This window comes from Erwinia phyllosphaerae, assembly GCF_019132875.1.
Classification (GTDB): domain Bacteria; phylum Pseudomonadota; class Gammaproteobacteria; order Enterobacterales; family Enterobacteriaceae; genus Erwinia; species Erwinia phyllosphaerae.
This window is the reverse complement of the sequence record NZ_JAHSPF010000006.1, coordinates 82505-109320: the sequence shown is the minus strand read 5'-3', so window position 1 is coordinate 109320 and position 26816 is coordinate 82505. Positions and strand designations below refer to the sequence as shown.

General features: G+C 52.2%; 23 protein-coding genes. 11 read left to right on the top strand and 12 right to left on the bottom strand.

Annotated features, from left to right (window positions below; translation table 11 throughout):
* The first annotated feature begins 24 nt into the window (after positions 1-24).
* Complete coding sequence (locus tag KUE00_RS12460; protein ID WP_246760214.1) at positions 25-1518, top strand: M16 family metallopeptidase; 1494 nt, start codon at positions 25-27, stop codon at positions 1516-1518.
* A gap of 89 nt (positions 1519-1607) precedes the next feature.
* Here the strand turns inward: KUE00_RS12460 and KUE00_RS12455 are convergent, their stop codons facing one another.
* Complete coding sequence (locus KUE00_RS12455; protein WP_246760213.1) at positions 1608-2483, bottom strand: alpha/beta hydrolase; 876 nt, start codon at positions 2481-2483, stop codon at positions 1608-1610.
* 671 nt (positions 2484-3154) lie between these two features.
* Here KUE00_RS12455 and KUE00_RS12450 point away from each other — a divergent pair.
* Positions 3155-4084, top strand: a complete 930-nt coding sequence (locus KUE00_RS12450; RefSeq protein WP_246760212.1) for an Rpn family recombination-promoting nuclease/putative transposase — start codon at positions 3155-3157, stop codon at positions 4082-4084.
* 128 nt (positions 4085-4212) lie between these two features.
* On the opposite strand, the gene kdgK is transcribed toward KUE00_RS12450, so the two are convergent.
* Positions 4213-5139 carry a 2-dehydro-3-deoxygluconokinase gene (gene kdgK, locus KUE00_RS12445; RefSeq protein ID WP_246760211.1) on the bottom strand — a complete coding sequence of 309 codons (927 nt, stop codon included), beginning with the start codon at positions 5137-5139 and terminating at the stop codon, positions 4213-4215.
* Between the two features lie 206 nt (positions 5140-5345).
* Between kdgK and pdeH the strand changes: the two genes are divergently transcribed.
* Together pdeH and KUE00_RS12435 are read left to right on the top strand one after the other, a co-directional pair.
* Positions 5346-6119 (top strand): cyclic-guanylate-specific phosphodiesterase, encoded by a 774-nt coding sequence (gene pdeH, locus KUE00_RS12440; RefSeq protein ID WP_246760210.1) that lies wholly within the window; start codon positions 5346-5348, stop codon positions 6117-6119.
* 60 nt (positions 6120-6179) lie between these two features.
* The gene (locus tag KUE00_RS12435) at positions 6180-8240 is read left to right on the top strand and encodes an AsmA family protein (protein WP_246760209.1); all 2061 of its coding nucleotides are present in this window, start codon (positions 6180-6182) and stop codon (positions 8238-8240) included.
* Positions 8241-8565: 325 nt separating this feature from the next.
* Here KUE00_RS12435 and KUE00_RS12430 read toward each other — a convergent pair whose 3' ends face one another.
* On the bottom strand, positions 8566-9894 hold the full coding sequence (locus KUE00_RS12430; RefSeq protein WP_246760208.1) for an MFS transporter: 1329 nt from the start codon (positions 9892-9894) through the stop codon (positions 8566-8568).
* A 160-nt stretch (positions 9895-10054) separates the two neighbouring features.
* On the opposite strand from KUE00_RS12430, the gene KUE00_RS12425 reads away from it, so the two are divergent.
* Positions 10055-10213, top strand: coding sequence for a hypothetical protein (locus tag KUE00_RS12425; protein WP_246760207.1), 159 nt, complete (start codon positions 10055-10057; stop codon positions 10211-10213).
* A gap of 127 nt (positions 10214-10340) precedes the next feature.
* On the top strand, positions 10341-10682 hold the full coding sequence (locus KUE00_RS12420) for an efflux RND transporter permease subunit (RefSeq protein WP_246760206.1): 342 nt from the start codon (positions 10341-10343) through the stop codon (positions 10680-10682).
* Between the two features lie 114 nt (positions 10683-10796).
* Here the strand turns inward: KUE00_RS12420 and KUE00_RS12415 are convergent, their stop codons facing one another.
* Positions 10797-12245: an alpha/beta hydrolase gene (locus tag KUE00_RS12415; RefSeq protein ID WP_246760205.1), complete on the bottom strand. Its 1449-nt coding sequence runs from the start codon at positions 12243-12245 to the stop codon at positions 10797-10799.
* Positions 12246-12812: 567 nt separating this feature from the next.
* On the opposite strand from KUE00_RS12415, the gene mgtA reads away from it, so the two are divergent.
* Positions 12813-15506 carry a magnesium-translocating P-type ATPase gene (gene mgtA, locus KUE00_RS12410; RefSeq protein ID WP_281434616.1) on the top strand — a complete coding sequence of 898 codons (2694 nt, stop codon included), beginning with the start codon at positions 12813-12815 and terminating at the stop codon, positions 15504-15506.
* A gap of 48 nt (positions 15507-15554) precedes the next feature.
* Here the strand turns inward: mgtA and KUE00_RS12405 are convergent, their stop codons facing one another.
* Positions 15555-15797 (bottom strand): DUF1158 family protein, encoded by a 243-nt coding sequence (locus KUE00_RS12405; RefSeq protein ID WP_246760203.1) that lies wholly within the window; start codon positions 15795-15797, stop codon positions 15555-15557.
* Between the two features lie 338 nt (positions 15798-16135).
* Here KUE00_RS12405 and mntP point away from each other — a divergent pair, with 338 nt between their 5' ends.
* Both mntP and azuC read left to right on the top strand, forming a co-directional pair.
* Complete coding sequence (mntP, locus tag KUE00_RS12400) at positions 16136-16702, top strand: manganese efflux pump MntP (protein WP_246760202.1); 567 nt, start codon at positions 16136-16138, stop codon at positions 16700-16702.
* A 151-nt stretch (positions 16703-16853) separates the two neighbouring features.
* A complete protein-coding gene (gene azuC, locus KUE00_RS21960; RefSeq protein ID WP_414149008.1) occupies positions 16854-16931 on the top strand; it encodes a stress response protein AzuC in 78 nt (25 codons plus the stop codon).
* A gap of 362 nt (positions 16932-17293) precedes the next feature.
* On the opposite strand, the gene KUE00_RS12395 is transcribed toward azuC, so the two are convergent.
* From KUE00_RS12395 to KUE00_RS12365, 7 genes are all read right to left on the bottom strand, one after another.
* Positions 17294-17647 (bottom strand): hypothetical protein, encoded by a 354-nt coding sequence (locus KUE00_RS12395; RefSeq protein WP_246760201.1) that lies wholly within the window; start codon positions 17645-17647, stop codon positions 17294-17296.
* Positions 17648-17798: 151 nt separating this feature from the next.
* Positions 17799-18650, bottom strand: coding sequence for a UilS family quorum-quenching N-acyl-homoserine lactonase (gene uilS / locus KUE00_RS12390; RefSeq protein ID WP_246760200.1), 852 nt, complete (start codon positions 18648-18650; stop codon positions 17799-17801).
* Positions 18651-18891: 241 nt separating this feature from the next.
* Positions 18892-19347, bottom strand: coding sequence for an SgcJ/EcaC family oxidoreductase (locus KUE00_RS12385; RefSeq protein WP_246760199.1), 456 nt, complete (start codon positions 19345-19347; stop codon positions 18892-18894).
* Positions 19348-19707: 360 nt separating this feature from the next.
* Positions 19708-20349 carry an RpiB/LacA/LacB family sugar-phosphate isomerase gene (locus KUE00_RS12380; protein WP_246760198.1) on the bottom strand — a complete coding sequence of 214 codons (642 nt, stop codon included), beginning with the start codon at positions 20347-20349 and terminating at the stop codon, positions 19708-19710.
* Between the two features lie 41 nt (positions 20350-20390).
* Positions 20391-21152 (bottom strand): 2-dehydro-3-deoxy-D-gluconate 5-dehydrogenase KduD, encoded by a 762-nt coding sequence (kduD, locus tag KUE00_RS12375; RefSeq protein WP_246760197.1) that lies wholly within the window; start codon positions 21150-21152, stop codon positions 20391-20393.
* A 14-nt stretch (positions 21153-21166) separates the two neighbouring features.
* The gene (gene bglB / locus KUE00_RS12370) at positions 21167-22306 is read right to left on the bottom strand and encodes a beta-galactosidase BglB (RefSeq protein ID WP_246760196.1); all 1140 of its coding nucleotides are present in this window, start codon (positions 22304-22306) and stop codon (positions 21167-21169) included.
* Between the two features lie 28 nt (positions 22307-22334).
* Positions 22335-23927, bottom strand: coding sequence for an MFS transporter (locus KUE00_RS12365; protein ID WP_246760195.1), 1593 nt, complete (start codon positions 23925-23927; stop codon positions 22335-22337).
* Between the two features lie 311 nt (positions 23928-24238).
* Between KUE00_RS12365 and adhP the strand changes: the two genes are divergently transcribed.
* Together adhP and KUE00_RS12355 are read left to right on the top strand one after the other, a co-directional pair.
* Positions 24239-25255: an alcohol dehydrogenase AdhP gene (adhP, locus tag KUE00_RS12360; RefSeq protein WP_246760194.1), complete on the top strand. Its 1017-nt coding sequence runs from the start codon at positions 24239-24241 to the stop codon at positions 25253-25255.
* Between the two features lie 370 nt (positions 25256-25625).
* Positions 25626-26630, top strand: coding sequence for an alpha/beta fold hydrolase (locus tag KUE00_RS12355; RefSeq protein ID WP_425523579.1), 1005 nt, complete (start codon positions 25626-25628; stop codon positions 26628-26630).
* Positions 26631-26816: the final 186 nt, after the last annotated feature.

Below are 26816 nucleotides of genomic sequence, written 5' to 3'. Positions count from 1 at the left end.
GTTTGTGATTGAGTAGGGGTTCACATGCAGGGCACCAGAATTCGTCTTTTAATCGGTGGGATAGTGCTGGCCTTCGCCAGCAGTACGGTGCAGGCGGAAACACTCCAACCCGATCCTGCCTGGCAGCAGGGAAAACTGGATAATGGTTTTCGCTGGCAGGTGTTAACAACGCCGCAACGCCCCAGTGACCGCATTGAAGTTCGCCTGATGGTCGATGCCGGATCGCTGGTAGAGAATACTCAACAGGCTGGCTACAGCCATCTTTTGCCTCGCCTGGCGCTGGTACACAATGCCAGGCTGGATACGGCGCAGCAGCGCTCGCTGTGGCAGCAAAGCATCAACCCGGATCGGCCGCAGCCGCCGGCAGTGACCTCTTATGACTTTACGCTCTATTCCCTCAGCCTGCCGAATAACCGTCCTGAAGTGCTGAAAGAAGCGATGAACTGGCTGGCGGCGACCATTGGCGATATGACGGTCAATGAGCAAACGGTCAATACCGCGCTAAATGCAGACGATCCCATTGCCACCTGGCCCGCCAGTCCGCAGGATCCATGGTGGCGCTACCGTCTGAAAGGGTCGGCGCTGCTGGGACACGATCCCGCCTCGCCGGTTAGCGTGCCCGTTGATATGGCAAAGCTGAACGAATTTTATAAGCAGTGGTACACGCCGGATGCCATGACGCTGTTTGTGGTGGGCAACGTTGAAAGCCGTAGCCTTGCTGAGCAGATCAACAAGACGTTTTCCCCGTTACAGGGAAAACGGCAGACGCCTGCGCCAGTGCCAACGCTTTCGCCTTTACCGCAGCAGCCCGTTAACCTGGTTAACAGCAATCTGAGTCAGGATCGCCTGTCGCTGGTCTGGGATAATCCCTGGCAGCCAATCCGCGATTCGCAAAGTTTGTTACGTTACTGGCAGAGCGACCTGGCACGCGAAGCGCTGTTCTGGCACGTGCAGCGCGTGTTAAGCGACAATAAAGCGCAGAAAGTTCAGGTAGGATTCGATTGCCGGGTGCTTTACCAGCGTGCGCAGTGCGCCATTAATATGGATGCTAATAACGATTCGTTAAACAGTAACCTGAGCTTGGTCGCACACGAAATGGCTAATATTCGCGATAACGGCCTGCCGCAGGAAGAGTTTGACGCGCTGATGGCGCAGAAAACCGCTGAGCTGAATAAACTCTTTGCTACCTACGCGCGTACCAATACGGACGTGCTGATGAGCCAGCGTCTGCGTTCGCAGCAGAACGCGGTCGTCGATATTGCGCCAGAACAATATCAGAAACTGCGGCAAAAATTCCTTTCGGAGCTGACGCTGCAAATGATGAATCAGGAGCTGCGTCAACAGCTGTCGCAGCCGCTGACCATGATGCTGATGCAGCCGCAGGGTGAAGCAGAAACCAACGTGCAGACGCTTTATGACAGCTGGGATAAGGTGATGAAACCTGCCACCGAAGCGACGCCAGCCGTAATTGACGAAACCAAACCTGAAGTGTCAGATATTCCCGCTTCGCAAAACTAGTGGCCAGTCGGGCAGGTTTTTACGCCTGCCCGACAGCTTAACGAAAAGGTTATGCGCCTGTTGCTAAGACGAAAAGCGCGCCGCTCGTGTTACCATTTGCGCGCGCGTAACCATTCGTTGACCAGCATCGGCCAGCTGGCGAGCGGCAGATCGGCGACGTTGCGGATGCCAAAGCCGTGACCGCCTTTCTCATAGAAGTGCAGCTCGCTGGGGACGCCATGTTCCCGCAGCGCGCTGAACATCATCATGCTGTTGTTAATGGGCACTGACTCATCGTTTACCGCATGAATTAACAGCGTTTGCGGCGTCTGCTCCGTAACGCGGGTTTCCAGCGAATAAGCATCGATTTCGCGCTGGGTTGGGCATTCGCCCAGCAGTCGCAGCCGCGAACCGGCGTGCGCCAGACCTTCACGCATGCTGATGACCGGATAAAGCAGTACCAGAGCATCCGGTTTGGCGGCGAGAGAATCGGCGATATCCTGCACGGGATAAAGTTTTTCGGCAAAGCGCGTTCCTGCGCTGGCCGCTACGTAACCGCCAGCGGAGAAGCCCATCATCACGATGCGCTTACCGTTCAGACCGCGTGCAGCGCGGTGGCGCAGAACACGTACGGCGCGCTGGGCATCCGCCAGCGGTGCATCGGCCGCTTCATGGTGGCCGTCCTGAGGAAAACGATAGGTCATCACCGCCAGCGTGTAGCCCATAGCGGTAAAAAACATCGCCAGCGCGCTGCCTTCTTTATCGATCATAATGCGTTCAAAACCGCCGCCGGGCGCAACCAGCAGCGTAACGCCGTTAGACGTTTCCGGATACCAGAAAGCGAGTTCCGGGCAGCGTACGCCGGAAGCGGCGCGGTCGAAAGGCTCATACTCTTTTGCCAGATCGACAATTTGTGGACGGACGCGAGAATCACTGGCGCCAGGAGCGTCGCCTTGAGGCCAGATATTAATTATTTCGGTGTTCATAAGCGCTCCTGAGCAACATTTTATAAAAGTATAGGTAAGCCTGAAAAAATATCAGGTTTTATCTTTTTGTAAGAATACAGGATCGCCGATTTATAAACGTAACGTCCAGAGTTTAAAATGGATTTAAAGGATTTCAGAATTTTGCCACTATTATAATTATGTTTGTATCTTCGCACTGAGAGCTTTAATTTTACTTTATGCTGTTTATTTGATTGTTTTAAAATAAGTCCTCATGTTGTTATCTGTCTGATTTCTTTAACAGTAAAGGGAAAGATATTCATCTGTCTTGAGGCTTTCTCTTAATGCAAATTAAGTGCATTGATTAGGTTTTTATTTTACATAGCGCTTAAAGTTTTTTTGCACAGATTTATATTCTGCCTTTAGGCAAATTTATCGAAGTCAATCACGACACCGCGCATTGTAAATAGACTGGTTGAACGCCTCTGCTTTTATAATTTCCTCCGGCTGGAGCAGCTAATGGTCGGCTTTTCCTGCCTTTCTCACACTTTTATGTAAGCCACCCTCATGGAACCATTAATTTTTTCGAGCAGTGCTGGGCAATCCAGTTTTGCCTGTTCGTTATTAACGTCGCCTGTTGTAGAGTCCGGACTTGTTCAGGGAGGAAGTTGATTACTCACGGCACTATGCCAAATTTTTCTGGGTCAGGGTTGATGAAAAAGAAAAATAGTGTACCGACGCCGCACGATGCCGCTTTCAAACAGTTTTTAACCACGACGGCTACGGCCAGGGATTTTATCCTGCTGCATCTGCCTGCCGACCTGCGGGCGCTCTGCGATTTGAACACGCTCAGGCTAATGTCAGGCAGCTTTATTGAGGACGATCTGCGTCCTTACTACAGCGATGTGCTTTATAGCCTGAAGACGTCAGCAGGCGAAGGCTATATCCATGTGTTGATTGAACATCAGAGCAGCCCGGACAAGCAGATGGCGTTCAGGCTTATGCGCTATGCGATTGCCGCTATGCAGCGCCATCTTGATGCCGGCCACACAAAACTGCCGCTGGTGATCCCCGTGCTGTTTTATGCCGGAAAACGCAGGCCTTATCCTTACTCAACCAACTGGTTAGAAAATTTTTCGCGCCCCGATCTGGCGAAACAGGTATACAGCCGCGATTTTCCCCTGGTTGATGTGACCGCTATTCCCGATGACGAGATTATGCAGCATCGCAGTATGGCCGCGCTGACGCTGCTGCAAAAGCATATTCACCAGCGCGATCTGGCCGAATTAACCGACAGGCTGGCAACTTTGCTGCTGGCTGGTCATCTGACAAAAGAGCAGGTAGTATCGCTGGTAAACTATATCGTCCAGGCCGGCGAAACGGCAGACGCCGCCGCCTTAATACGCCAACTTGTGCAAAAAGTACCGCAACATGGAGAGAAGCTGATGACTATTGCAGAACAACTGGAACAAACAGGCATAAAAAAAGGCATAGAAAAAGGCATTCTGCTGGGTGCCCAGCGTGGTCGCGAGGAAGAAGCGGCCAGAATCGCTGCCCGGATGCTGGAAGAGGGGTTGAACTTTGCCATCGTGCAACAGATCACAGGGATTTCAGCAGAAAAGCTCACGCAAATCGCGCATTAATCTGCCTTAAAAAACCGCAGCGCTCTGACGGTGCTGCGGCTTGCCTGAAGGTTCACCAGGCCGGATGAAATAACTGCTGCTGAAAGTTAATCAGGCATGGCGAGAAGAGAAACAGTTGCCTGTGAAAGTTAATCAGGCATGGCAGAAAGAGGAATAATTGCGCCGCGATGCTGAATAACCGTGCTGGCCGTCAGGTGGCCTCGTCTGGCGGCTTCCTGCACGTTGCCGCCGCCAAGGCGAACGGCCAGATAACCCGCGCTAAAAGAGTCACCGGCTGCGGTCGTGTCCACAATGCGGTTGGGCGGTAAACGCATAGCAGGAACTTCAATTACCGGCTGGTCGGCCAGCGATACCAGGCAGGATTCCGCGCCGCGTTTGATAACCACTTCCGCTACGCCCGCCGCATGCGTTCTGGCAATCACCTTATCCACGGGGTTTTCTCCCCACAGCAGCTGTTCGTCGTCCAGCGTCAGAAAAGCAATATCCGTACAGGCCAGCATGGCGGCATAAGCAGCCTGCGCATCCGTTATAGAAGGCCAGAGGCGTGGACGATAGTTATTGTCGAATATGATTTTGCCGCCGTTACGGCGACAGGCAACCAGCAGTGCCATGAGCTTATCCCGACCCGATGGCGTCAGGATTGCCAGACTGATGCCGCTCAGGTAGAGATAGTCAAAATGGGCCAGCTGCTGGCAGATTTCATCTGCCCTGTCGCTTTCCAGCCAGTAGCGCGCGGCAGCGTCATTGCGCCAGTAGTAAAATGTACGTTCGCCCTGCGCGTCGGTTTCTATGACATACAGACCCGGTAATTTGTTTTCCATTTGCTGGATCAGCGATGTATGGATATTTTCCTGCTGCCAGGCCGCGATCATTTCATCGCTGAAGCTATCCGTACCCAGGGCGGTCACGTAATTTACCGACAGGCTGCTGTTCTGCCGCGCAAGGTATACTGCCGTATTCAGCGTGTCGCCGCCAAAACCCCGGTTCAGTCCGTTTTCTTTCTGAGAAAGTTCAATCATACATTCGCCAATAACGGCGATATTTATTCTGTTCATGATTATCCGCTCGCTACGTTTTGACCCCAGTTTCGCTGTGCCGTCAGCCGCAGTCAATGTTTTTAAAACACTGTTTTAATTTTGTAGAGGTGACGCCAGCAACAGAGCCCGTGGTAAAGAACGTTTTAAAGTTATGCAGCCGCATGCCGATAACCCATGCAGAGACCTTATCCAACGCGGTCCCCCATTGAATTAAGGATTTCAACATGGTGCTGAAGAACATCAGACACCGGCTTTCTCCTTCAATTGTCGTGAAACAGCAGCAAGAGGAGCATTCTTACTGGCGAGAGTGCCAGCGCACCTATACGTTTCAGCCTATCTACCGGGTAACCGGCAGCCTGATGGCAATTGAGTTGCTCACTGCGGTTTTTCATCCTGCCGCGCCGGGCCAAAGATTATCGCCGGAGTCCTATTTTGCTGCGCTTGATACCACGGAGCGGATGCTGATTATTCGTGAACAGCTGGAGCTGTTGGAAACGTGGAAAACAAAATTTATCGATAGCGACGTCGTCGCCTCGGTCAATATTGATGGACCGACGCTTCAGGCTGTACAACACAACCCGGCGGTACGCCAGCTAATCGCCCGTTCTCCGTGGGTACGTTTTGAGCTGGTGGAACATCATGTCTTACCGCAGGAAGAGCTGGTTGCACAGATGCCGGAATTGGGGCCGCTGTGGCTGGACGATTTCGGTTCGGGTCTGGCTAATTTTTCAGCGCTTTCCGAGCTTAAGTACGATTACATTAAGCTGGCGCGCGAGCTGTTTATCCTGTTAAGGAAATCGGAAGAAGGCCGCAGCCTGTTTAATATGCTGCTGGCATTGATCAATCGCTACTGCAAAGGCGTCATCGTGGAAGGCGTGGAAACGCTTGAAGAGTGGACCCAGGTGCAGAACTCTTTTGCCTGCGCAGCTCAGGGCTACTATTTTGCCAGGCCTTTGCCTTTTGATCAGCTGGAGGCACTGCCGTTGACGCTGGCGTGATCCCCTTTTCCTTCCCCTCGTCTATCTTTACAGAAGACGAAGCGAGTAAGGAGATAACAAGTGTCGCGCACGGGAAAAGTAATTAGTTGGATTATCGGGGTTTTTTTGTTGCTGATCGTGGCATTAGTCATCATTATCGCCACATTTAACTGGAATCGCCTCAAGCCGACTATTAATCAGAAAGTTTCAGCGGAGCTGAATCGTCCTTTTGCCATTCGTGGCGATCTGGGCGTTGCCTGGGAACGTAACCGCGACGAGCCGGGCTGGCGCAGCTGGGTACCGTGGCCGCATGTGCATGCTGAAGATATTATGCTGGGGAATCCTCCGGCTATTGCCGATGTCACGATGGTACATCTGCAGCGCGTGGATGCGACCCTGTCGCCGCTGGCGCTGCTGCATAAAGAAGTTTTTTTACCGTGGATCAAACTACAGCAGCCGAACGCGCGCCTGATTCAAACTGCCGAAGGTAAAAACAACTGGACGTTCGATCTGGCTGCCAGCGATAACGCTGCGGCAAACCAGCAGCCTTCGGCCTGGAGCTTTCGCCTTGATAACGTCCTCTTCGACCAGGGCAAAATTGGCTATCGCGACGCCATCAATAAAGCGGATGTACAGGTTACGGTCGATCCGCTGGGCAAACCGGTTCCCTATGAGCAGGTTGCTGGCGGCAAGGATAAAGCGGGGCAGAAAGGCGCGTCCGATTTTGTCTTTGGCTGGAAAGCCGTGGGCACTTACAACGGCGAGAAGCTAACCGGAGACGGTAAAATTGGCGGCATGCTGTCGCTGCGTAGTAAAACCAATCCTTTCCCTGTTCAGGCGGACGTACATAACGGCACGACCCGGGTGCAGGTGGCCGGTAGTTTACAGGATCCTATGAACCTGGGCGGGCTGGATATCCGGCTGCGCTTTTCCGGCGATACGCTGGCCAATCTGTACGGTCTGACCGGTATCCTGCTGCCGGATACACCTCCCTACGAAACCGATGGGCACCTGATTGCGCGCTTTCAGCAGAAAGGCGGCCCGGTTTTCCACTATAACGATTTTAACGGGCATATTGGCGACAGCGATATTCGCGGCTCACTAACCTACAGTCAGAGCAAACCGCGTCCGAAGCTGGAAGGTTCGCTGGAATCCCGGCAGCTGCGTATGGCCGATCTTGGGCCGCTGATTGGCGTTAATTCCGGCAAGGGCAGCGCAAAAACGGCGAAAGCGAAGTCGGAAAGAGGCGATTCGGCCAGCCAGCCTGCCGACCGCGTCCTGCCGCACGATAAGTTTGATACCAAAAGCTGGGACGTGATGGATGCCGACGTGAAGTTTAGCGGCAAACGTATCGAACACAGTGATTCTTTACCTGTCAGCGATCTTTATACGCATCTGGTACTGAAAAACGGTGATTTGCTGCTCGATCCGCTACGTTTTGGTGTAGCTGGCGGCAACCTTAACTCTACTATTCATATGGAAGGCGACCATACGCCTATGCGCGCTCGGGCCGATCTTCATGCACGTAATCTCAAGCTTAAACAGCTTTTCCCTGGCGTGCAGTCGATGCAAAGCAGCATGGGGCAGATCAACGGCGACGCCACGCTAAGCGGAACAGGGAATTCCGTTGCCGATATTCTGGCAACCAGCAACGGTAGCCTGAAGTTGTTAATGAACGACGGCGTGATTAGCCGCAACCTGATGGAAATCGTTGGGCTTAACGTCGGTAACTATGTAGTCGGCAAGCTGTTTGGTGACGACGAGGTGCGTATCAACTGTGCGGCCGCCGATTTAAATATCGAAAACGGGCTGGCTTCAACCAAACTCTTCGTGTTCGATACGGAAAACGCGGTAATCAACATCAGCGGAACCACCAACTTTGCTAATGAGCGTATGGATCTGTCGATCGATCCTGACAGCAAAGGTATGCGAATCGTCACGTTGCGTTCGCCGCTTTATGTGAAAGGCACATTTAAAAATCCGGATGCAGGCGTAAAAGCCGGGCCGTTGATTGCTCGTGGCGTTGCCGCGGCCGCGCTGGGAACGGTAGTTGCACCTGCCGCCGCGCTGCTGGCGCTGATTTCACCCAGCGACAATGAAAAAAATGAGTGCGTTAACGTACTGCGGGAAATGAAAAAGTAAAAATGAGGCAGGCACTTTACTGCTGACGTAAAAATCCGGCCATCGTGCCGGATTTTTTTTGCATCGCTTAACGCTACGTTCCTGAAAGGAAGGCAAGCAATCCCCAACAAAGGCAAGGTTACTTGCAAAATTGCAGTGTGCAAGTAAAACCCGCCGCTTCCTTTTTCCGAAAAGAAAAGCGGATGATAACGATCCTGACCATTATCAGGCTGGTCGTCGAAATCATCGTCGCAGTGATGCGAGTGATTACGAGAAAAAATAGTCGGTAAAACGTAATTAAGGCGCTCCGGTTACCAGCCAGTGCGCCTTTAATATTTTTGCGCTATCAGTCGAACAGCGATTCGTGTTGGGTTTCCCGGCTGGCAAGCAGAGCAAACAGCGTCAGGCAAGCCATTGCCGCAAGGTAAACGCCAACGTAAAACAGCCCGTAGGTATGTGCCAGCCAGGCCGCGATATAGGGCGCAACGGAAGCCCCAAGAATCGACGACAGATTATAAGAGAACGACGCGCCGGTATAGCGGACCTCGGTTGGAAACAGCTCCGGCAGCAGCGCGCCCATAGGGCCAAAGGTCAGTCCCATCACGCTTAGTCCGCACAGCAGAAACGCCATCACCAGCAGCTCATTACCGGATCCGAGCATGAAAGGGAAAACCAGCGCAAAAACGATAATCATCAGCGTAATAACTATCATAGTCTTACGACGGCCGAAGCGATCCGCCAGCAGCCCGGCAATCGGCACCATAACGCCAAAGCCCAGCACCGCCAGCATCAGCATCCACAGCATGGTATTACGTGGGAATCCAAGGCCGTCTGGTGCAGGCGCGGTGCCATAACTCATTGAGTAAACGGTCATGATGTAAAACAGCGTATAGGTTGCCAGCATGATGAACGTCCCCAGAATGGTGGCTTTCAGATGCTTTGACAGCAGCGTGCCGATAGGCACTTTTACCTGTTTCTTCTCTTTTTTTACCTTCGCGAAAACCGGCGATTCGTTCAGTGAAACACGAACGTACAGGCCAATCAGCACCAGCACCGCAGAGAGAATAAAAGGCACGCGCCAGCCCCACTGCATAAACTGCTCGTCGGTCAGCAGCCAGGAAAGCAGCAGAAAAGTCCCGTTAGCGAAAAAGAAACCGATGGGTGCGCCAAGCTGCGGGAAGGAGCCATAAAGCGCGCGTTTTTTTGCCGGTGCATTTTCGGTAGCCAGCAGCGCCGCGCCGCCCCATTCACCACCCAGTCCCAGCCCCTGGCCAAAACGCGCCAGCGCAAGCAGCATCGGGGCAAAAACGCCGATAGTGCTATATCCCGGCAGCAGGCCAATGACTACGGTAGAGATTCCCATCGTCAGCAGCGAAGCCACCAGCGTGACTTTGCGGCCAGCGCGATCGCCAAAATGGCCAAACAGCGCCGAGCCGATCGGCCGCGCAACGAAGGCGATGGCAAAAGTGGCCAGCGACTGTAGGGTGGCAACGGTGGCGTCTCCCTGTGGAAAGAAAATATGCGGAAAAACGATCACTGCCGCAGTGGCGTAGATATAGAAATCAAAAAATTCGATAGCGGTGCCGACCAGCGAAGCGACCAGCACTTTACCGCGTGAATTTACGGGCTGGGTATCGTTGTCGGCGTCGAGCGTTGGTGCGATGGAGGCTTGCATAATTGTTTCTTATTTGTAATACGTGAAAAATAATCTTACGCATTGGATCCCGCACGTTCAATGCCGAAAAGCCAGCAGCGGCGTGCCCTGGCGCCGGAAAAGAGGATCGTTCGTGAGATGTCGTCATTGCTGGCTGATAGCGAGGGGAAAAGGGCTTTTTATGGCAATATTCACTAAGAAAGGGCTAATAAAAAGTATCGTCTCAGGTAAAAATGCCTGGTTTTGTCTGTTATTTGCGCAGGGTGCCAGATTTTACGCTATCCATATCGCTTTTTCCCAGTTGCCAGAAGCGATTACCCATCATCGCAGTGCAGACTAAATCATCCTTAAATCAAGACGTTTTTCCTGACGCCATGTAACCTTTCCGTGATCGAAAACAGCCCGCAACAGGCAACGGTAATTAAACTTGTTCTGTTTACGTTTCCAGAATGCAAGGTGTCGTCCGGATGCTATCAATAAGTCCTCGTGCGCTAACGCGCTATTTACCTTTGTTGCTTGTCAGGCGATGGCGTGACGGCTACGGGTGGGTGAGCACAAAAATCAATCGCTATGCGGCTACTACTGCGATCGTTATGCTGGCCGCAGGGGCCGTTACCTGGTTTGGCTATCAGCAGTTAACCGGCGGTTTTGTGGCTCAGGAAGAGGAAGGCTATCTGCTGATTAGCGTTCAGCTCCCGGATAGCGCGGTCTTACCCATCACGCAGCAGGTGATGGAGCAGATGTACAAGGTCATCAATAAGAATCCGGCGTTCGAAGACGTGATGAAAATAGGTGATTATGGCCGCTAATCAATATGCGAAGGCTGATTGCTATCTTTTTAGCATCGGCGGCCTGGTACAGAGATAAGATTGCGCCGGAGCAACGCCGGAGAAATAAAAACCGGCGCTGCTCCTACGACGGGCTTATTGCAGCGTCTGATCAACGCGCTGCCGCATCCACGGCCAGAAAGGGTTGGAAGACTGGCGCATCAGCATATCCAGACTGACCATCAGCACCGAACGTTCGCCGCGTGGCGTCAGCATGCCAAAGCTAACGCCAAATTCACCAGGATGCTCAGGCTGGCGGCCATAGAGCGAATCATCAGGCGGAAAGGGCAGCGCAACGTGTGAAAGGGAATAAACGTCTGGCGGATAGCTTAGTCCCAGCGGCACGCTGGTGGTGATAGTCGAACCTGAAGGCGTGGTTTGCGCGACGGCGGCGCTGCTGCCTGGGGTGGCATCCGTCACCAGCGTGACCCTGTAGTTGCGGGGCGGGGGCGGCAACAGATTGTCCGCCGCGTGCAGAGCTCCGGGACGCATTAGTGGAGAAAGACGCACGGATTTGTTGACGTCAAACAGCACCAGTTCGCTGCCGTTAGCAGGCAGTAAATTATAGAGTCCACGCACGACTGCGGGCGTGCTGACCGTCGCGTCGGCCACCGACTGGAACGTCAGCACCGGCGGTAACTTATTGAGTAAATGACTATCCTGTTCCCGATGCAGCTGGCTTTGTAATGCGCGGGTTAACAGCCACGACTGGCGAGCGGCTTTTACCGGAAAGGAGTTGTATTTAAAGGGGTTAAACTCCGGCAGAATACTTAGCCACGCCGATTGTGCAAACGCAGGGAGTAGCGAGGGCAGCCCGGCCAGTCCTGCATAACGGGCATAGCTGCTGACGCCGATCATCGGCGAAATCAAAATCAGGCGACCGGGCGCAGGCAGTGCCGGGTCTTCCAGCGCATCCAGCGCATATTTCATCGCCAGCGCGCCGCCATTAGAAAAGCCCATGATTTGCAGCGGTGCGCCAGCAGGAATGCGTCGATGTGCTTCACGTACGGCCAGTCTTGTCGCCGCCATCCAGTCCTCCCATTCCGTCTGCGTCAGCGCGGCGGGTACGGTGCCGTGACCCGGCAAGCGTATTGCCACCACCACATAACCTTTTTGCTGATAGTCGACGGCAAAATGGCGCAGGCTATAGGGCGAATCCGTCAGGCCGTGCAACAGGACAACCGCACCGCGTGGTTTTCCTTTTGGCAGAAGCTGATAAGAACGGTTCCAGTCGGTAGCAAAATGGCCCGGATAGACCGGACTGTTCTCCGCGTAGCGGTTGTAGGTTTCCCCGCTGCTGTCCTGAATTTTGTCGCTGACGTTGCGCTTCATCTGCACGAAAATTTGCTGTTCGTTTTGCAGATAACCAGCCCAGTCGGTGTTATCCATCTCGCTGTCGCTAAGCTCATCGGGCAGCCACGTATGCCACAGCTGAAGTGCCGGCCCACGTTCGGTCATGGCAACACGCAGCGTTAGCAATACCAGCAAGACTATCGTCAACAGTATCGCTATGCGCCGCAGCCAAAATCTGGTGCGTTGTAACATGATCAATCCTTTCCGGCCCGGTTCGCTGAGAGTATAGAGTGGATCAGGCAGTTAGCATTAAACGACATTATTTCGCGTCCGTTCGTCGACAAGCGCGCTAAATACAAAACGTTGAGAAACGGTTTAGGATGAAAAATGGCAGGTGGTGCTTTTAATATATTGATTATTAACATTTATTATTAATTTATCTGACTATTCTAAGCGGCTTATTTTGCGTTTACTTCGCCACCTGCCGGGATTATAGTGACGGCGATTTTTCCTACGGAGCCAAAAATTGGACAGTCACCCTTTACGTTTTAAACAATTAAACAAGGCAAGCTAACTCCGCAGTCTGCTTGCCGAAACTCGGCGGGCAGTGTCCTGAATGACCTCCCCGTATTTCATTTTCTCCCCGCGCAGCCGCCGGGCAAGGATTAACAATGAAAGAACCTCCGACCAGCGACGGGCGATGGCAAACAGGCAGAGTAAGGAGCGCAAGCTTCCCGTAATCTTCCTCTTTTCTTCTTCCCCGCCTCGCCCAATCCCGAAATAAACAATTTTCCAGCGCGCAGGACTCTTTCCCCGCGCCTGAATAAAAATAAATTAAGGATTCGGCAAATGAAAAACGCCAACATCAAACACGCCTGCGATCTGGCTATCGCTCGCGAAGCCAGGCAGAGTCTGGACAGCACCCTGGCCCGCCTTAACGTACAGCGCAACGGATTAACCCTCAACGAGGCCGCCGGGCGGCTGGAAGAATATGGCAAAAATCAGGTAGCCACCGAAAAAGCGCCGCATGCGTTGGTCCAGCTGGTACAGGCTTTTAATAATCCCTTTATCTGGGTACTGATGGCGCTGGCGACCATCAGCTTTTTTACTGACTACCTGCTGCCGTTGCGCCATGGCGAAGAGACCGATCTGACCGGCGTTATTATCATGGTGGTGATGGTGACGCTGAGCGGCGTGCTGCGTTTCTGGCAGGAGTATCGTACTAATAAAGCTGCGGAAGCGTTGAAATCTCTGGTGCGCACGACCGCTACGGTGATGCGTCGCGGCAGCGAAAGTAGTCAGCCGGTCAAAATGGAAATTGCCCTGCAGGAAGTGGTCCCGGGCGACGTTATCTTCCTGTCAGCCGGCGATATGATCCCGGCGGATGTTCGTCTTCTCTCTTCACGCGATCTGTTTGTCAGCCAGGCCTCGCTCAGCGGTGAGGCGGTTCCTGTTGAAAAATACGATCCGCAGGCGGAGGGGAGAGCGGCGACGGACGAAGAAGATTTACTGAATAAGCCCGATATTTGCCTGATGGGCACCAACGTCGCCAGCGGCACGGCCACGGCGGTGGTGGTGGCAACCGGTAGCCATACCTGGTTTGGCTCGCTGGCCAAATCCCTGGTCGGTAGTCGACCACAGACGGCTTTCGATCGCGGTGTGAACAGCGTCAGCTGGCTGCTAATCCGTTTTATGCTGGTGATGGTGCCCGTGGTGCTGTTTATTAACGGCTTTACCAAAGGCGACTGGACGGACGCGCTGATGTTTGCGCTGGCCGTTGCGGTTGGCCTGACGCCGGAAATGCTGCCGATGATTGTCAGCTCTAACCTTGCAAAAGGCGCTATTGCCATGGCAAAGCGTAAAGTTGTGGTTAAGCGCTTGAATGCCATTCAGAACTTTGGCGCGATGGATGTACTTTGTACCGATAAAACCGGCACCCTGACGCAGGACCGCATTATTCTGGAGCATCATCTGGACGTGCACGGTCAGGACAACGAACATGTTTTACAGCTCGCCTGGCTGAACAGCCGCCATCAAACCGGCGTCAAAAATCTGATGGATAAAGCGATCCTCAGCTTCAGCCACGGGAGTAAAGCGGTCAGCGGCCTGTGGCGCTATCGGAAAATCGACGAGCTGCCGTTTGATTTTGAGCGCCGCCGCCTCTCTGTGGTGGTTGCCGATGGCAATAACCAGCAAAAGTTAATTTGCAAAGGTGCGGTAGAAGAGATGCTGTCGGTCGCGACTCACTGGCTGGACGGTAACGAACGGCGTCCGCTGGATGAAGCCGCGCGTCAGCAGTGGCTTGCGCAGGCTGAAGGCTGGAATCAGCAAGGTTTCCGCGTATTGATGGTAGGCGAAAGAGAGCTGGGCGATACGCCTTTGTCGCTGCCGCTGCATAAAGACGACGAGCGGGATCTGACGCTTTGCGGCCTGCTAACTTTTCTCGATCCGCCTAAAGAGAGCGCCAGAGAAGCGATTGCCGCGCTGCACGAGCATGGCGTCACGGTGAAAGTACTGACCGGTGATAACGCCACCATTACCAGCAAGATCTGCCGTGACGTGGGGCTGGCACCTGGCGAGCCGCTGTGCGGCAACGATATTGAGCGGCTGGATGATAAGGAGCTGGCCGGGCTGGTCGAGTCGCGCACGATTTTTTGCCGCCTGACGCCACAGCAAAAATCGCGCGTGCTACAGATATTGCAGCAGAACGGCCACACCGTAGGATTTTTGGGCGACGGCATTAACGACGCGCCCGCGCTGCGGGACGCGGATATCGGCATTTCCGTTGATAGCGCCACGGATATCGCCAAAGAATCTGCCGATATTATTCTGCTCGAAAAAAATCTGCTGGTGCTGGAGCAGGGGGTTATTAAAGGCCGCGAGACCTTCGGTAATATCATCAAATATTTAAATATGACCGCCAGCTCCAACTTCGGTAACGTTTTTTCCGTGCTGGTCGCCAGCGCTTTTATTCCTTTTTTACCGATGCTGGCTATTCATTTGCTGATTCAGAACCTGATGTATGACCTTTCCCAGCTGGCGTTGCCCTGGGACAAAATGGATAAAGAGTTTTTGCGCAAGCCGCGTAAGTGGGACGCAAAAAACATCGGCCGCTTTATGCTGTGGATGGGGCCAACCTCTTCGCTGTTTGATATCACGACTTTTTTAGTGATGTGGCACGTTTTCGCTGCTAACAGCGTCGAGCATCAGGCGCTGTTTCAGTCCGGCTGGTTTGTTGAAGGGCTGCTGTCGCAAACGTTGGTCGTGCATCTGCTGCGTACGCAAAAGATTCCGTTTATTCAAAGCCGCGCAGCCCTGCCGGTGATGGTAATGACCGGCCTGGTGATGGCGCTGGGGATCTATATTCCGTTTTCACCGTTGGGCAGTACTGTCGGACTGGTGCCGCTGCCGTGGTCTTACTTCCCATGGCTGGTGGCAACGCTGTTTGGCTATTGCGTCGTGGCTCAGGGAATGAAGCACATCTATATCCGCCGTTTTGGTCAGTGGTTTTAAAAAGGCAAAACGGGCAATAAATTCAGGCGGACAACAGGTCCGCCTTTTTTACACCTTGAAAAAGCGCACGTAAACAAAACGGATAACAAAGTATTCAACCGCGCCCAGCAGCAAAAACCACAGGCAGAAGACCAGCGTATAAAGCTGATTGACGTCATGTAGATGGAACATCGCCATAAGTTTGTAGGTCAGGGCAAGGCCGAACCAGGGCGCGGGCAGCAGCAGTGCGGAAAGGAAACCCAGCATCAGCGTGCTCATCGGCATTAAAAAGGTCACAAAAGGATTGTTCATGGCGGTTCCATTTAGCTCAGGAGCCGCCATTTTCCGGTAAACCGCTAACGGGTTCAACCTTAAGCCATAGCGCCGCTTAATCCTCTGGTAGCTGAAAGGATGAATAAGATAAACCAGTAATTCCTTTAGAGTTTTTCAGTCTGTTTTTAAGGCGAAATTAGCATTCGTTAAAAAGTATAGCCAAGGCTATACTTAAACACATGATTTTATTGTCTTTTTTATTTTCAAATGTCGTGGTAGGATGCACCCACATTGCGCCTGGTGCGCTTATTTTTTCGACTAAAACAGCTCTTTTGATGTCTGAGCGGTGAGATAACCGTCAGATGGGTATAACCACAATGAATCTATATGCAACCCTTATCCTGGCCTTTGGTATGTCGATGGACGCTTTTGCCGCCGCGATCGGTAAAGGCGCAAGCCTGCAGCGTCCCGGCCTGAAAGAAGCGCTGCGTACGGGCTTAATCTTTGGCGTCATTGAGGCGCTGACGCCGCTGATTGGCTGGGCCGTAGGCATTGCCGCCAGCCGCTATGTGATGGCATGGGATCACTGGGTTGCTTTTACGCTGCTGTTTGTTCTTGGCGCGCGCATGATCGTTGAGGGCTTCCGTAAAAAAGATGAAGTTTGTGAAGCGCCGGAACGTCATGGTTTTTGGGTACTGGCCACGACGGCGGTAGCAACCAGCCTGGATGCTATGGCGGTTGGCGTGGGTCTGGCCTTCTTGCAGGTTAATATTGTAACGACCGCGCTGGCGATCGGTGCTTCTACCATGATTATGGCTTCAGCCGGCATTTTACTGGGCCGCTTTCTGGGACCGGTGATGGGGAAATGGGCGGAGATTTTCGGTGGTGTCGTGCTGATTGGTATTGGCACCAGCATCCTGGTAGAGCATCTGGGTCTGCTGTAACGTTTGTGGGCAGGTCGTTTAGCTTCTGTTTACGTTTCTTTCGCCATAATTGCGCTGATTTTGTGATCTGTTTCAAAATTATTTGCCTGGAATTTGCTCTTCTTGTATAATTTTTTTGCGTTTTTCAATAAAAGTTTAACCAGGTGAAGTGATGAAAAAGATTTTTAAGTACGTGTTCCGTAGCTATGTTGAAACCTTCAAACACGTACCGCCAGGCGCCATGTATTAATGGTGCTGGCCAGAAACCCTCGATAGCCGCGGTCAGGGAAAGACCGATGGTTATCACTCCCGCTTCGCTGTAAATCGTCTCGCTTCGTATCCCGCTCTCTGCCTGGCTGGTAATGTTTTCTCTGCCTGGCTGGTAATGCTTTCTCTGCCTGACTGATAATGCTTAATCTGCCTGGCTGATAATGCTTATTCTGTCTGCCTGATTTATTCTCGCCTGCTATCGTTTTTTTCGTTATACGCTTGCGCTGGCCGTTTCACCGGGCGTTCTGTTTTCTTCTGCGCACCTTTATTTTGCCGTTATACAGGACGGGAAAGCCGCCGCTGTTGCTTGTCTGGCAAACAACAGGGCGGAAAAAAGAGAGATTAATCCTGGCTCTGATACTCGTCGAGCGTCGCGCTCTGGCAGGCTTCCGTGCTCTGGCGAGCCTGCTTTTTCTGATCTTCGTTCAGGTTTAGCCAGGCGGCAACGACGGTTCTGGCTTCGTCTTCATCAAAATCTGGTTTCTCCTGCGCGGAAGGCGACTGGCCACGTACGTTTAGCGCTTTCAGTTTCGCAATGTAGCTGTCCGCCGAACCCGTGGTTTTCTCCTGCGTGACTAGCGTACAAAGATTAGCGATGTAACCCTGAGCTGGATCGTTTGCATCTGAGTCTGAGTCCGCAGCCTGCGCTGCGCTGGTCGCCGCCAGAGCGGCAAGCAGCAGCATAACTTTTTTCATACCTGCTCCTTCTAAAGGATTGTCGTTCAGCAATTCGTACCGTCGTACGGTAAGTTTTTTCTGCGTTACCCGTTAAGGGTAGCGGATAACCGCATTGTTTCCGTTTATCCGGCCGATATCTCAGCATGGCAAGGCTACAGAAAATCTTAATTTACAGCCAGTTCCTGAACCAGTCGATCTGCTGTCCGATGATATTGTCAAAGTGGCTGCCGCTATACATATCGTAATGCTTTGCATTTTTCTCAACGTGCAGCTTTTTCTCAGGCGATCCTAGCGCCTCAAACAGGGCAATACCCTGTTCCGGTGGGTTTACGCTGTCAGCGCCCGCAACGACTACCAGCGCTGGGCAGCAAACCTGACGGGCATTTTCCGCCGGCTGGTAATGCAGCGTTTCACGTATTGTCAGGAAGGGGATTTTAATATCCATCGCCGGAAACTGCGCTTTATGACTGTCGAAAAAGGTCTTTGACTCATCGTCATTAAGCACGCGCGTAATGGCAACGAACATCTCTTTACCGGTTGCCGCCTTTTTCTCCGCCATTTTATCCAGCGCGGCGACAAAACCGGCTTTTTCGTCCGCCGTCATTTTGCCCGTGACCACTGTTTCGCCGTCGGCAAAGGCCAGCTGGCTGACCACGCATTTTACGGCAGGGCTTTGCGCGGCCGCGCCCATAACGTGGCATCCGCCAAACGACGTGCCCCACAGGCCAACATGCTGCACGTTGGGTAGCGCGCTGGCCCAGTCAACGACGGTCAGGATATCGTCGATTTGCATGGCAGGCACCAGACGACCACGTTCGCCGCCGCTGGCACCAAAACCACGATAGTCAAAAGTAAGAGTAATAAAGCCCGCTCGGGTAAAAGCCTCGGCAAAAGCGGGTAACAAAATTTCCTGGATGCCGCAAAATCCGTGGCAAAGAATAATAGCGGGTGCAGAATTGCTGGCGGGGGTACGCATAGTGACGGCGATATCGCCAGACAATTTATGGGTGGATAGCTGCATAAAAACTCCCTGTATTTATCCGGGTTAAAAGACAAAGTGATAGAAACCCGTAGATTTTATATAATGAGAGCATGCGTTGCCGGAAGCTGAATCAAAAAAATAATAATTCGGGCTGGCTAAATTTTCCCTGCCAGCCCGACTTTTTCTCAACAGGCGAGAAAAAACGCAATATGCAGAAGTAACTATAATGTCAAAAAAGATAATAAATAATGATGTATAACCTTTTTTCGACTCGTTATCGTTAACCTTCAGGCATGGCAGAAGAATGATGGCTTGAAATTAACCACTTCTGACCGTCCCAGCTATAGGTAAAGGTGTAACGTGCAGCGGCTTTAGAACCGTCGCCAAAGGTAAACGTGTAGGTGCCGGTATCGATAGCTTTATTACAGCCGGTGCGGATGGTACGGCTATCAATATGGCCCGTCGGCTTTTTCGCCAGAAACTTATTAAAATAATCAATACGTTCTTCGTCCGTCAATCGAACCTTGTTCGACAGCGTGGGCAGCAGTACGGCATCAGAAAGATAATTCTGCGAGACTTTCTCCGCATCGCCTGTTTTCAACGAATCATTCCAGCGGTCGAACATGGCGGCAACTTCCTGCTCCGTCATTTTAACGCAGGCTGTTTTTTCGTGGGCAAAAGCCGCAGAGCTGGTCAGCACGCCAGCAATCATCAAACCTATTAATCCCGTTTTCATTCATTCTCTCCGTGGTGTTGTGTCTATAATAAAAACCAAAATAGCAGAGAAAGCTAAATGATAATTAAACGCCATTATTAATGATTAATATTGCGTGGCAGAGGTTGATTAGGATCATTATTATTTAAGTGCGCCCTAATAGTTGCCAGGGTTATTAATTTTGTAAAAACATAAATAAGTGATTGAGCGTTGTTTTTTGTAAGGATGCGTCCGGGGAATATTTATTTATTAAAATCAAAAGATATATTTTATAAAAAAGTAGAAGTATGCGGAAATAATGTCAGGCAGAGGCGCTCATTGACCTTTTATCTGTGCGTTATATGAAAGTGTGGCCACCGTCGGGTGACCACTGCGAAGCGCTTATTTCAGCAGCTGCTGCTTAACCCAGGCGATAATTTCTGCATCTTTACCTTGCGTAAACAAACACTTCTGGAAACGTTCTCCGCTGATAGCCGTTTTAATAAGCTCAGGATCGATGGCACGCAGCGTATCCAGATAATTGTCCTTCATGACTGCACTTTTCACCTGATTGAGGATGCCGGCATTGCGTACCTGTGGTTCTTTACGCTCAACGGGATACCCTTCGCCACGGCGGCCGGTAAACGCCTTTTCAAACATATAGCGGACGTTCAGTTCTGCACCCCAGCCAAAACCTTTGGCGAAAGCCAGAGAAAGCGCGTTGCCGTTGTTAATCTGCGAAAACAGAAAGGCATCCGCTGGATCCAGGCAATAGCCGCAAACCACGCCCGGATGGATATTCAGCGACATCATTGCGCCCTGACCCGTACCGCAGCCCGTTATGACAAAATCTACCGCTTTGGCGTTTAGCAGGATGCTGGCCATAATACCCAGGTGGATATAGGTCAGATGATGATCGTTTTCATCACTCATACCAACGTTAAATACCGTATCTTTATTCTCTGCGGCCACGGCCTGTAGCTGTTCCAGCACCATGGCGTTTTTCGCCGCCTGGCTGTTTTCCATCATCAGGGCAATATTCATTTTTATCTCCGCTGTTCATTGGTTGTTTGGGGAACGGCGCACTAGCGCGCCAGCCAGCCGCCATCGACTGCCAGGGTGTAACCATTAATGTAATCTGCTGCCGGTGACGCCAGAAAAACCACTGGCCCCATAAGATCTTGCGGTATGCCCCAGCGTCCGGCAGGAATACGCGCCAGGATTTCTCCACTGCGCGCCTCATCATCACGCAATTGCTTTGTGTTATTGGTTTCCATATAACCCGGCGCTAGCGCGTTCACATTGATGCCATATCTGGCCCATTCGTTCGCCAGCTGGCGCGTCAGGCCCATGACCGCGCTTTTAGATGCGGTGTAAGAGGGGACGCGCACGCCGCCCTGAAAAGAGAGCATGGAGGCGATATTAATAATTTTGCCGCCGTGGCCCTGTTGGATAAACTGACGAGCCGCCAGCTGCGAAAGAAAGAACAGCGTTTTGAGATTCACATTCATTACGTCATCCCAGTCCTTTTCGCTGAAGTTCAGCGCGTCTTCACGGCGTATCAGGCCCGCGTTATTGACCAGAATGTCGATGTGTCCCATTTCCTGAACTGCACGTTCCAACAGCGAGGAGAGTTCCTCCTGACGGCCAAGGTCGGCGTTAAGGCTAAGAAAACGGCGGCCCAGCGACAGTACCTCGCCAGCGGTTTCGTCTGGTTCACTGCGGTTAATGGCCACAATGTCACAGCCCGCCTGGGCCAGACCCACGGCCATACTTTTCCCCAGGCCTGTATTGCAACCGGTGACCACGGCCACCTTCCCTTGCAGAGAGAAATCTTCAAGAATCATGCGGCTTTCCTTTTTTATAAATAGACATGCAGGTATTCCACCAGGCACAGGATCGCCATCGCCTGCCCGTAAGGCATGGAGGTAAGCGGTATCTGGCGGTAGAAGTCGAGGTCTTTACCCATCCCTGTGCCAAAGGAGACCTGAGTCAGTTCTCCTTCCTTATTGATGCGGGAAATTATTCCTTTAATGGCTTTTTCCGCCACGGCGACGTAGCGAGCGTCAGCGTAGTGGCGACGGGCCGCTTTCAGCATGCCGAAAGCAAAACCAGCGGTAGCGGAGGCTTCAAGATAAGAGGTCGGATCGTCAAGCAGTGTGTGCCAAAGGCCGCTTTCGTGCTGGCATTTTTCGAGTGCGGCCAGCTGGCATGCCAGGATTTCCTGTAAATAGCGGCGAGTCGCATCCGTTTCGGGCAAATCGAGCAGTTCCAGAAATTCCGGGATAACAATCGTCAGCCAGCTGTTACCGCGCGCCCAGCGAGCGTTGGCAAAATTGTGATTACCCTCGAAAGTCCAGCCGTGAAACCACAGTCCGGTTTCCTTATCCATCAGGTGCTGGGTATGCAGCAGGAACTGATATTTAGCTTCTTCGACATAGGCCGGACGATTGAGCAACCTGCCAATTTTTGCCAGGGGCATCACGGTCATCATCAGCGTGTCATCCCACAGCTGCTGATGGTTTTCTTCCGCCAGCGTAATATGCTGCAGGCCGCCCATCCGCGTGCGCGGCATGCTATGCATGATCCAGTCCGCCCAGCTTTCGAGATAGGGTAGCCAGCGGGGATCTCGTGTTTCTTCATAACGGTAAGCCAGCGTCAGAAACGGGCAAACCGTATTAACGTTGCGGGTGGTTGACCCTTCCGCAAAACGATCGCTGAACCAGTCATCAATGATGGCTCGCAGGCGGTCATCACCCGTCTGGCGATAATATTGATGGATGCCGTACAGGCCGATGCCGTGCGTCCATTCCCATCCAGCCCAGCCCTTGGTGTCTATTACCCGACCATCATCCAGCCTCAGTAAAAATTCGCCGGTTTCGTCGGTAATATTCACCAGGTTATCTACCAGCTTATTGATCAGCTGATGAAGTTCGTGGCCGGCGATAAATCTTTCCGGCTGGCACAGAAGCGGACTCTGTTTTACTGGGTATACGACCATAATTGCGCTGTCCTCGTGGCTCCAGGGTTTATAAATGGGTCAGGTTGTCGCTCGGGTTATCTCTCGGGCTGGCGGCGTTGGCGGGCAGAGGGCCAGCGGCGGGCTTGTTACGGTTCAGGTAACCGATATTGTTGTTGCCCCAGAGCGATTCGTAGGGCATTCCGGCCAGCATTTCGACGGTGGCGCGTGCCTCTGGCGTTACGTTTGCAGGCACAATGTTGCCGGCCTGGCGCATTTTTTCTGTTTCTTCACGCAGCACCCGGTGAGTAGCCAGATTCAGCCTGAAGCGCAGGGAGATCAGAAAGCCCAGGCAAAGGACGATAAGGGTACCGCCGCACATAATCAGCAGGATGGCATGGCCGACCTCGGGCGTTTGCTCCGCGCTGCCCGCCACGAAGCCGGAAAGCTGCATCAGGATACCGACCAGCATGACGGCACCCGCCTGGGAAGCCTTGCGCGTCAGCGTCATAATGCCGGCAAAGATACCTTCCCGGCGCTGGCCGGTGATGACTTCGTCCACATCGGCGATATAGGTATAAATATTCCAGGGAACATAGTTAATGCCGCCGCGTCCCAGTCCCGCCACCGCAGAAATCAGCAGTAACAGAGAGAAGACGTCGCTCATGCCGCTGTAGTAGAGCACGCCATAAGAAAGCGTACTGAGGGCAAACAGTGCGACGACGATACGGTAAGAAGGCGCGGGCCCAATGCGGATACAGAGTGGGATCATGCCGATGACGGCTACAAACTGCAGGGTGGCCATGGTGCCCATCAGGCTGGAAGCGACGGTTGCCTCCTGCATTAACACGAAGACGACGTAATAGGTAAAGACGGCGTTGAAAACGTCCTGCGCGATATAGCCGCCCAGGTACATTCCCAAATGCTGGCGGAAAATACGGATGCGCAGCGTAGAAAGAAGCTCGATTTTCAGGCGGTTGAGGCTCTGTCCCAGCGTGAGCTTTTGCTGCTCCGCCGCCAGCGCAGCCGCAGATTTTTTTTCTGCCGGGCGTTCCCACGTATAGAGGTAAACCAGCGTCAGCACTACCGCGCAGAGTACGGAAAACACCAGGCTGGAGTAGAAAAAGGAGAGCGGATTATCTTTGCCGAACCAGCTCAGCAAGATCCCCGGCAAAAAGGCCGCCAGGATAGCGGAAAGCTGAGCCAGCGCGATGCGCGCACCGGAGAACTTCGTTTTTTCTTTGAAGTCGTCGGTCATTTCCGGCACCAGCGTTTCATACGGCACCAGGATAGAGGTATAGACCACTTCAAAAACAAGGTAAGTCAGCAAGTAATAGAGGTAAGTCATCTCACCGACCCACATCAGGCTATAGCTAAAGACCAGCGGAATACCAATAAGAATAAAGAACTTACGACGGCCAAACCGTTTACCGAGCCGTGTCGAACCAAAGTGGTCGGTCAGATAGCCCATCAGCGGGCTGACCACGCCGTCGACGATACGGGCCATGGCAAAAATCGAGGTCGCCTCAATCGGACTGAGGCCGCAAAACGTGGTGTAAAAATACAGCAGCCAGGCTGACGTCAGGGCCATTGTTCCGGCACCGAGAAAATCTCCTGATCCATAGGCAAGGTAATTAAGCGTTCCTGGTTTACGTGTTGTCATAGTTTCCGTCCTGATTAGCCAACCTGCACAGCCCGGCTGTATGTCGGGGGATGAGCTAAGTTAGTTTTAAGGCGGCCGGAAAACCTTTGCGATTTTGCCAACGGGCAGGTGGAAATGGCGGAAAAAAGAAGATGCTGATGGCCAGGATCGCCGTTTAATAAAATAGCGTTTCATTTTTATTGAATCGTAGGGCCATTTCTTTTTCTGTGCGGCAGAAGACAGATAAAGCAGACTATATCGTGTTAAATCAAAGTTGCGTTCGTAAATATTCCTATAGTTAAAAGGCAAACAACCTTCAGGAGGAAATAACAATGAAAGCTGCCGTGGTGAATAAAGATCATTCTGTTGATATCGTTGATAAAAAATTGCGAGCATTGGCCTACGGTGAGGCACTGCTGAAAATGGATTGCTGTGGCGTGTGCCATACCGATCTGCATGTTAAAAATGGCGACTTTGGTGACCGTACCGGCATTGTGCTCGGTCATGAAGGCGTGGGCGTGGTAAAGGAAATCGGTCCGGGCGTCACGTCGCTCAAGCCGGGCGATCGCGCCAGCGTGGCATGGTTTTATAAAGGCTGTGGGCACTGCGAGTATTGCACCACGGGCAATGAGACGCTGTGCCGTGATGTGTTGAACGCCGGTTTTACCGCGGACGGCGGTATGGCGGAAGAGTGCATCGTGGTAGCCGACTATGCGGTGAAGGTGCCGGACGGTCTGGATTCGGCGGCGGCGAGCAGCGTAACCTGTGCCGGAGTGACAACCTATAAGGCCGTTAAGGTTTCCGGTATTCAGCCCGGCAAGTGGATAGCTATCTATGGCTTAGGCGGTCTGGGCAATCTGGCGTTGCAGTACGCAAAAAACGTTTTTAATGCCAAAGTGATTGCCGTTGATGTTAATGATGCTCAGCTCCAGTTCGCGACGGAAATGGGTGCCGATCTGGTGGTTAACTCCGCTAAAGAAGATGCGGCTAAGGTCATTCAGGAGAAAACGGGGGGCGCGCATGCTGCGGTAGTCACGGCCGTCGCGAAAGCCGCCTTTAATTCTGCCGTAGACGCCATGCGTGCAGGCGGCCGCATTGTGGCCGTAGGCCTGCCGCCGGAGTCGATGAGCCTGAATATTCCACGGCTGGTGCTGGACGGCATTCAGGTTGTGGGATCGCTGGTTGGCACACGTGAGGATCTGGCTGAGGCTTTCCAGTTTGCTGCGGAAGGAAAAGTCGTGCCTAAAGTGACCAGGCGTCCCGTAGAGGATATTAATGATATCTTTGAGGAGATGATTGCAGGGAAAATTAAGGGCCGTATGGTTATCGATTTTTCACAGGGTCAGTAAATAACTTGCCTGTAGAAGCGTCAGGCAGTCGCCTTCTACAGGCAAGTTTTTAGCCGCATGGCTATGCGCTCATAAAAAAGCTTGATCGTTCTGGCGCCTGTGGTTCCAGGCGGCAGCAAAGGCTTAGCCACAGCAGCGACATCATCCAGGCCGTATTGTTTAACATTTCCTTTCCTTTTTAACACGCCTTAACAAATTAACTTTAATCGCCAGATTAAAATCCGCCACACCTGTAGCTCTTTTTGCTAACGTGACAGAGAAGGGGTAAACCGTTCTGAAACGCAGCAAAATAGTCATTATTATTCATTTTATCCGCTAAGGTTAAACGCGTAAGCCCAATAGTTTCAGCATAATATTGAGGATAATTAACGTGTTAAAAAGAACCCGAATTTTTATGGCTGCCGGCATGCTGGTTGCTTTTAGCGCTGGGGCGCAGCCTACGCCGCAGTACGGTATCGAATTACAAGGCTTTGATTTTCCTTATCACATTGCCCGCTACTCCTTTTCCTCTCAGCAACAGACGCTGTCGATGGGCTACATTGACGTCAAACCTGAACATCAGGCGAATGGCCGCACGGTTGTGCTGCTGCACGGCAAAAATTTTTGTGGCGTAACCTGGCAGGATTCGATTGAGGCGCTGAAACGCGCGGGTTATCGGGTTATTGCACCGGATCAAATTGGTTTCTGTACGTCCAGCAAACCCGGGCACTATCAATATAGTTTTCAGCAGCTGGCTCTGAATACCCATCAGCTGCTTGCCAGCTTACATATTGATAAAATCACGCTGGTCGGCCACTCCACCGGCGGCATGCTGGCTACGCGTTACGCGCTGATGTATCCCGATCAGGTAGAAAAGATGGTGCTGGTTAATCCTATTGGGCTGGAGGACTGGAAGGCGAAAGGCGTACCGTGGCGCAGCGTTGATGACTGGTATCAGCGTGAATTAAAAACCAGCGCAGAGAGCATTAAAAAGTATGAGCAGAAAACCTATTACGGCGGCAGCTGGAAACCTGAATACGATCGCTGGGTAACTATGCTGGCTGGTCTTAATAACGGTCCGGGGAAAAAAGAGGTGGCATGGAATTCTGCGCTGCTGTACGACATGATTTTTACCCAGCCTGTTTATTATGAATTCAAAAATTTGACCGTTCCCACCACGCTGATGATTGGAACAGCGGACACGACCGCGATTGGCAGCGATATTGCACCACCGGAAGTGAAAGCAAAAATTGGCCATTACGATCGTTTAGGCAAAGAAACCGCAAACACCATCCCGCACGCCACGCTGATAGAATTTAAAGGCATGGGACATGCACCACAAATGGAAGATCCGGTTATGTTTAACCAGGCATTGATTAAAAATTTGCGTCAATGACGGAAGCGGGCCAGATCTCGCCGTCAATGGATGACCCGCGCCGGTCGCGGGTTGCATGCTCAGAGCATGACAAACAAATTTATTCTTATTAACTCTTATTAAACGAACGTCGCATACTTTATTTATAAGAAATTTTCCATCTGCAATAACAAGTTAGCTCTATTACTTTATGAAGAGTGATTGTGT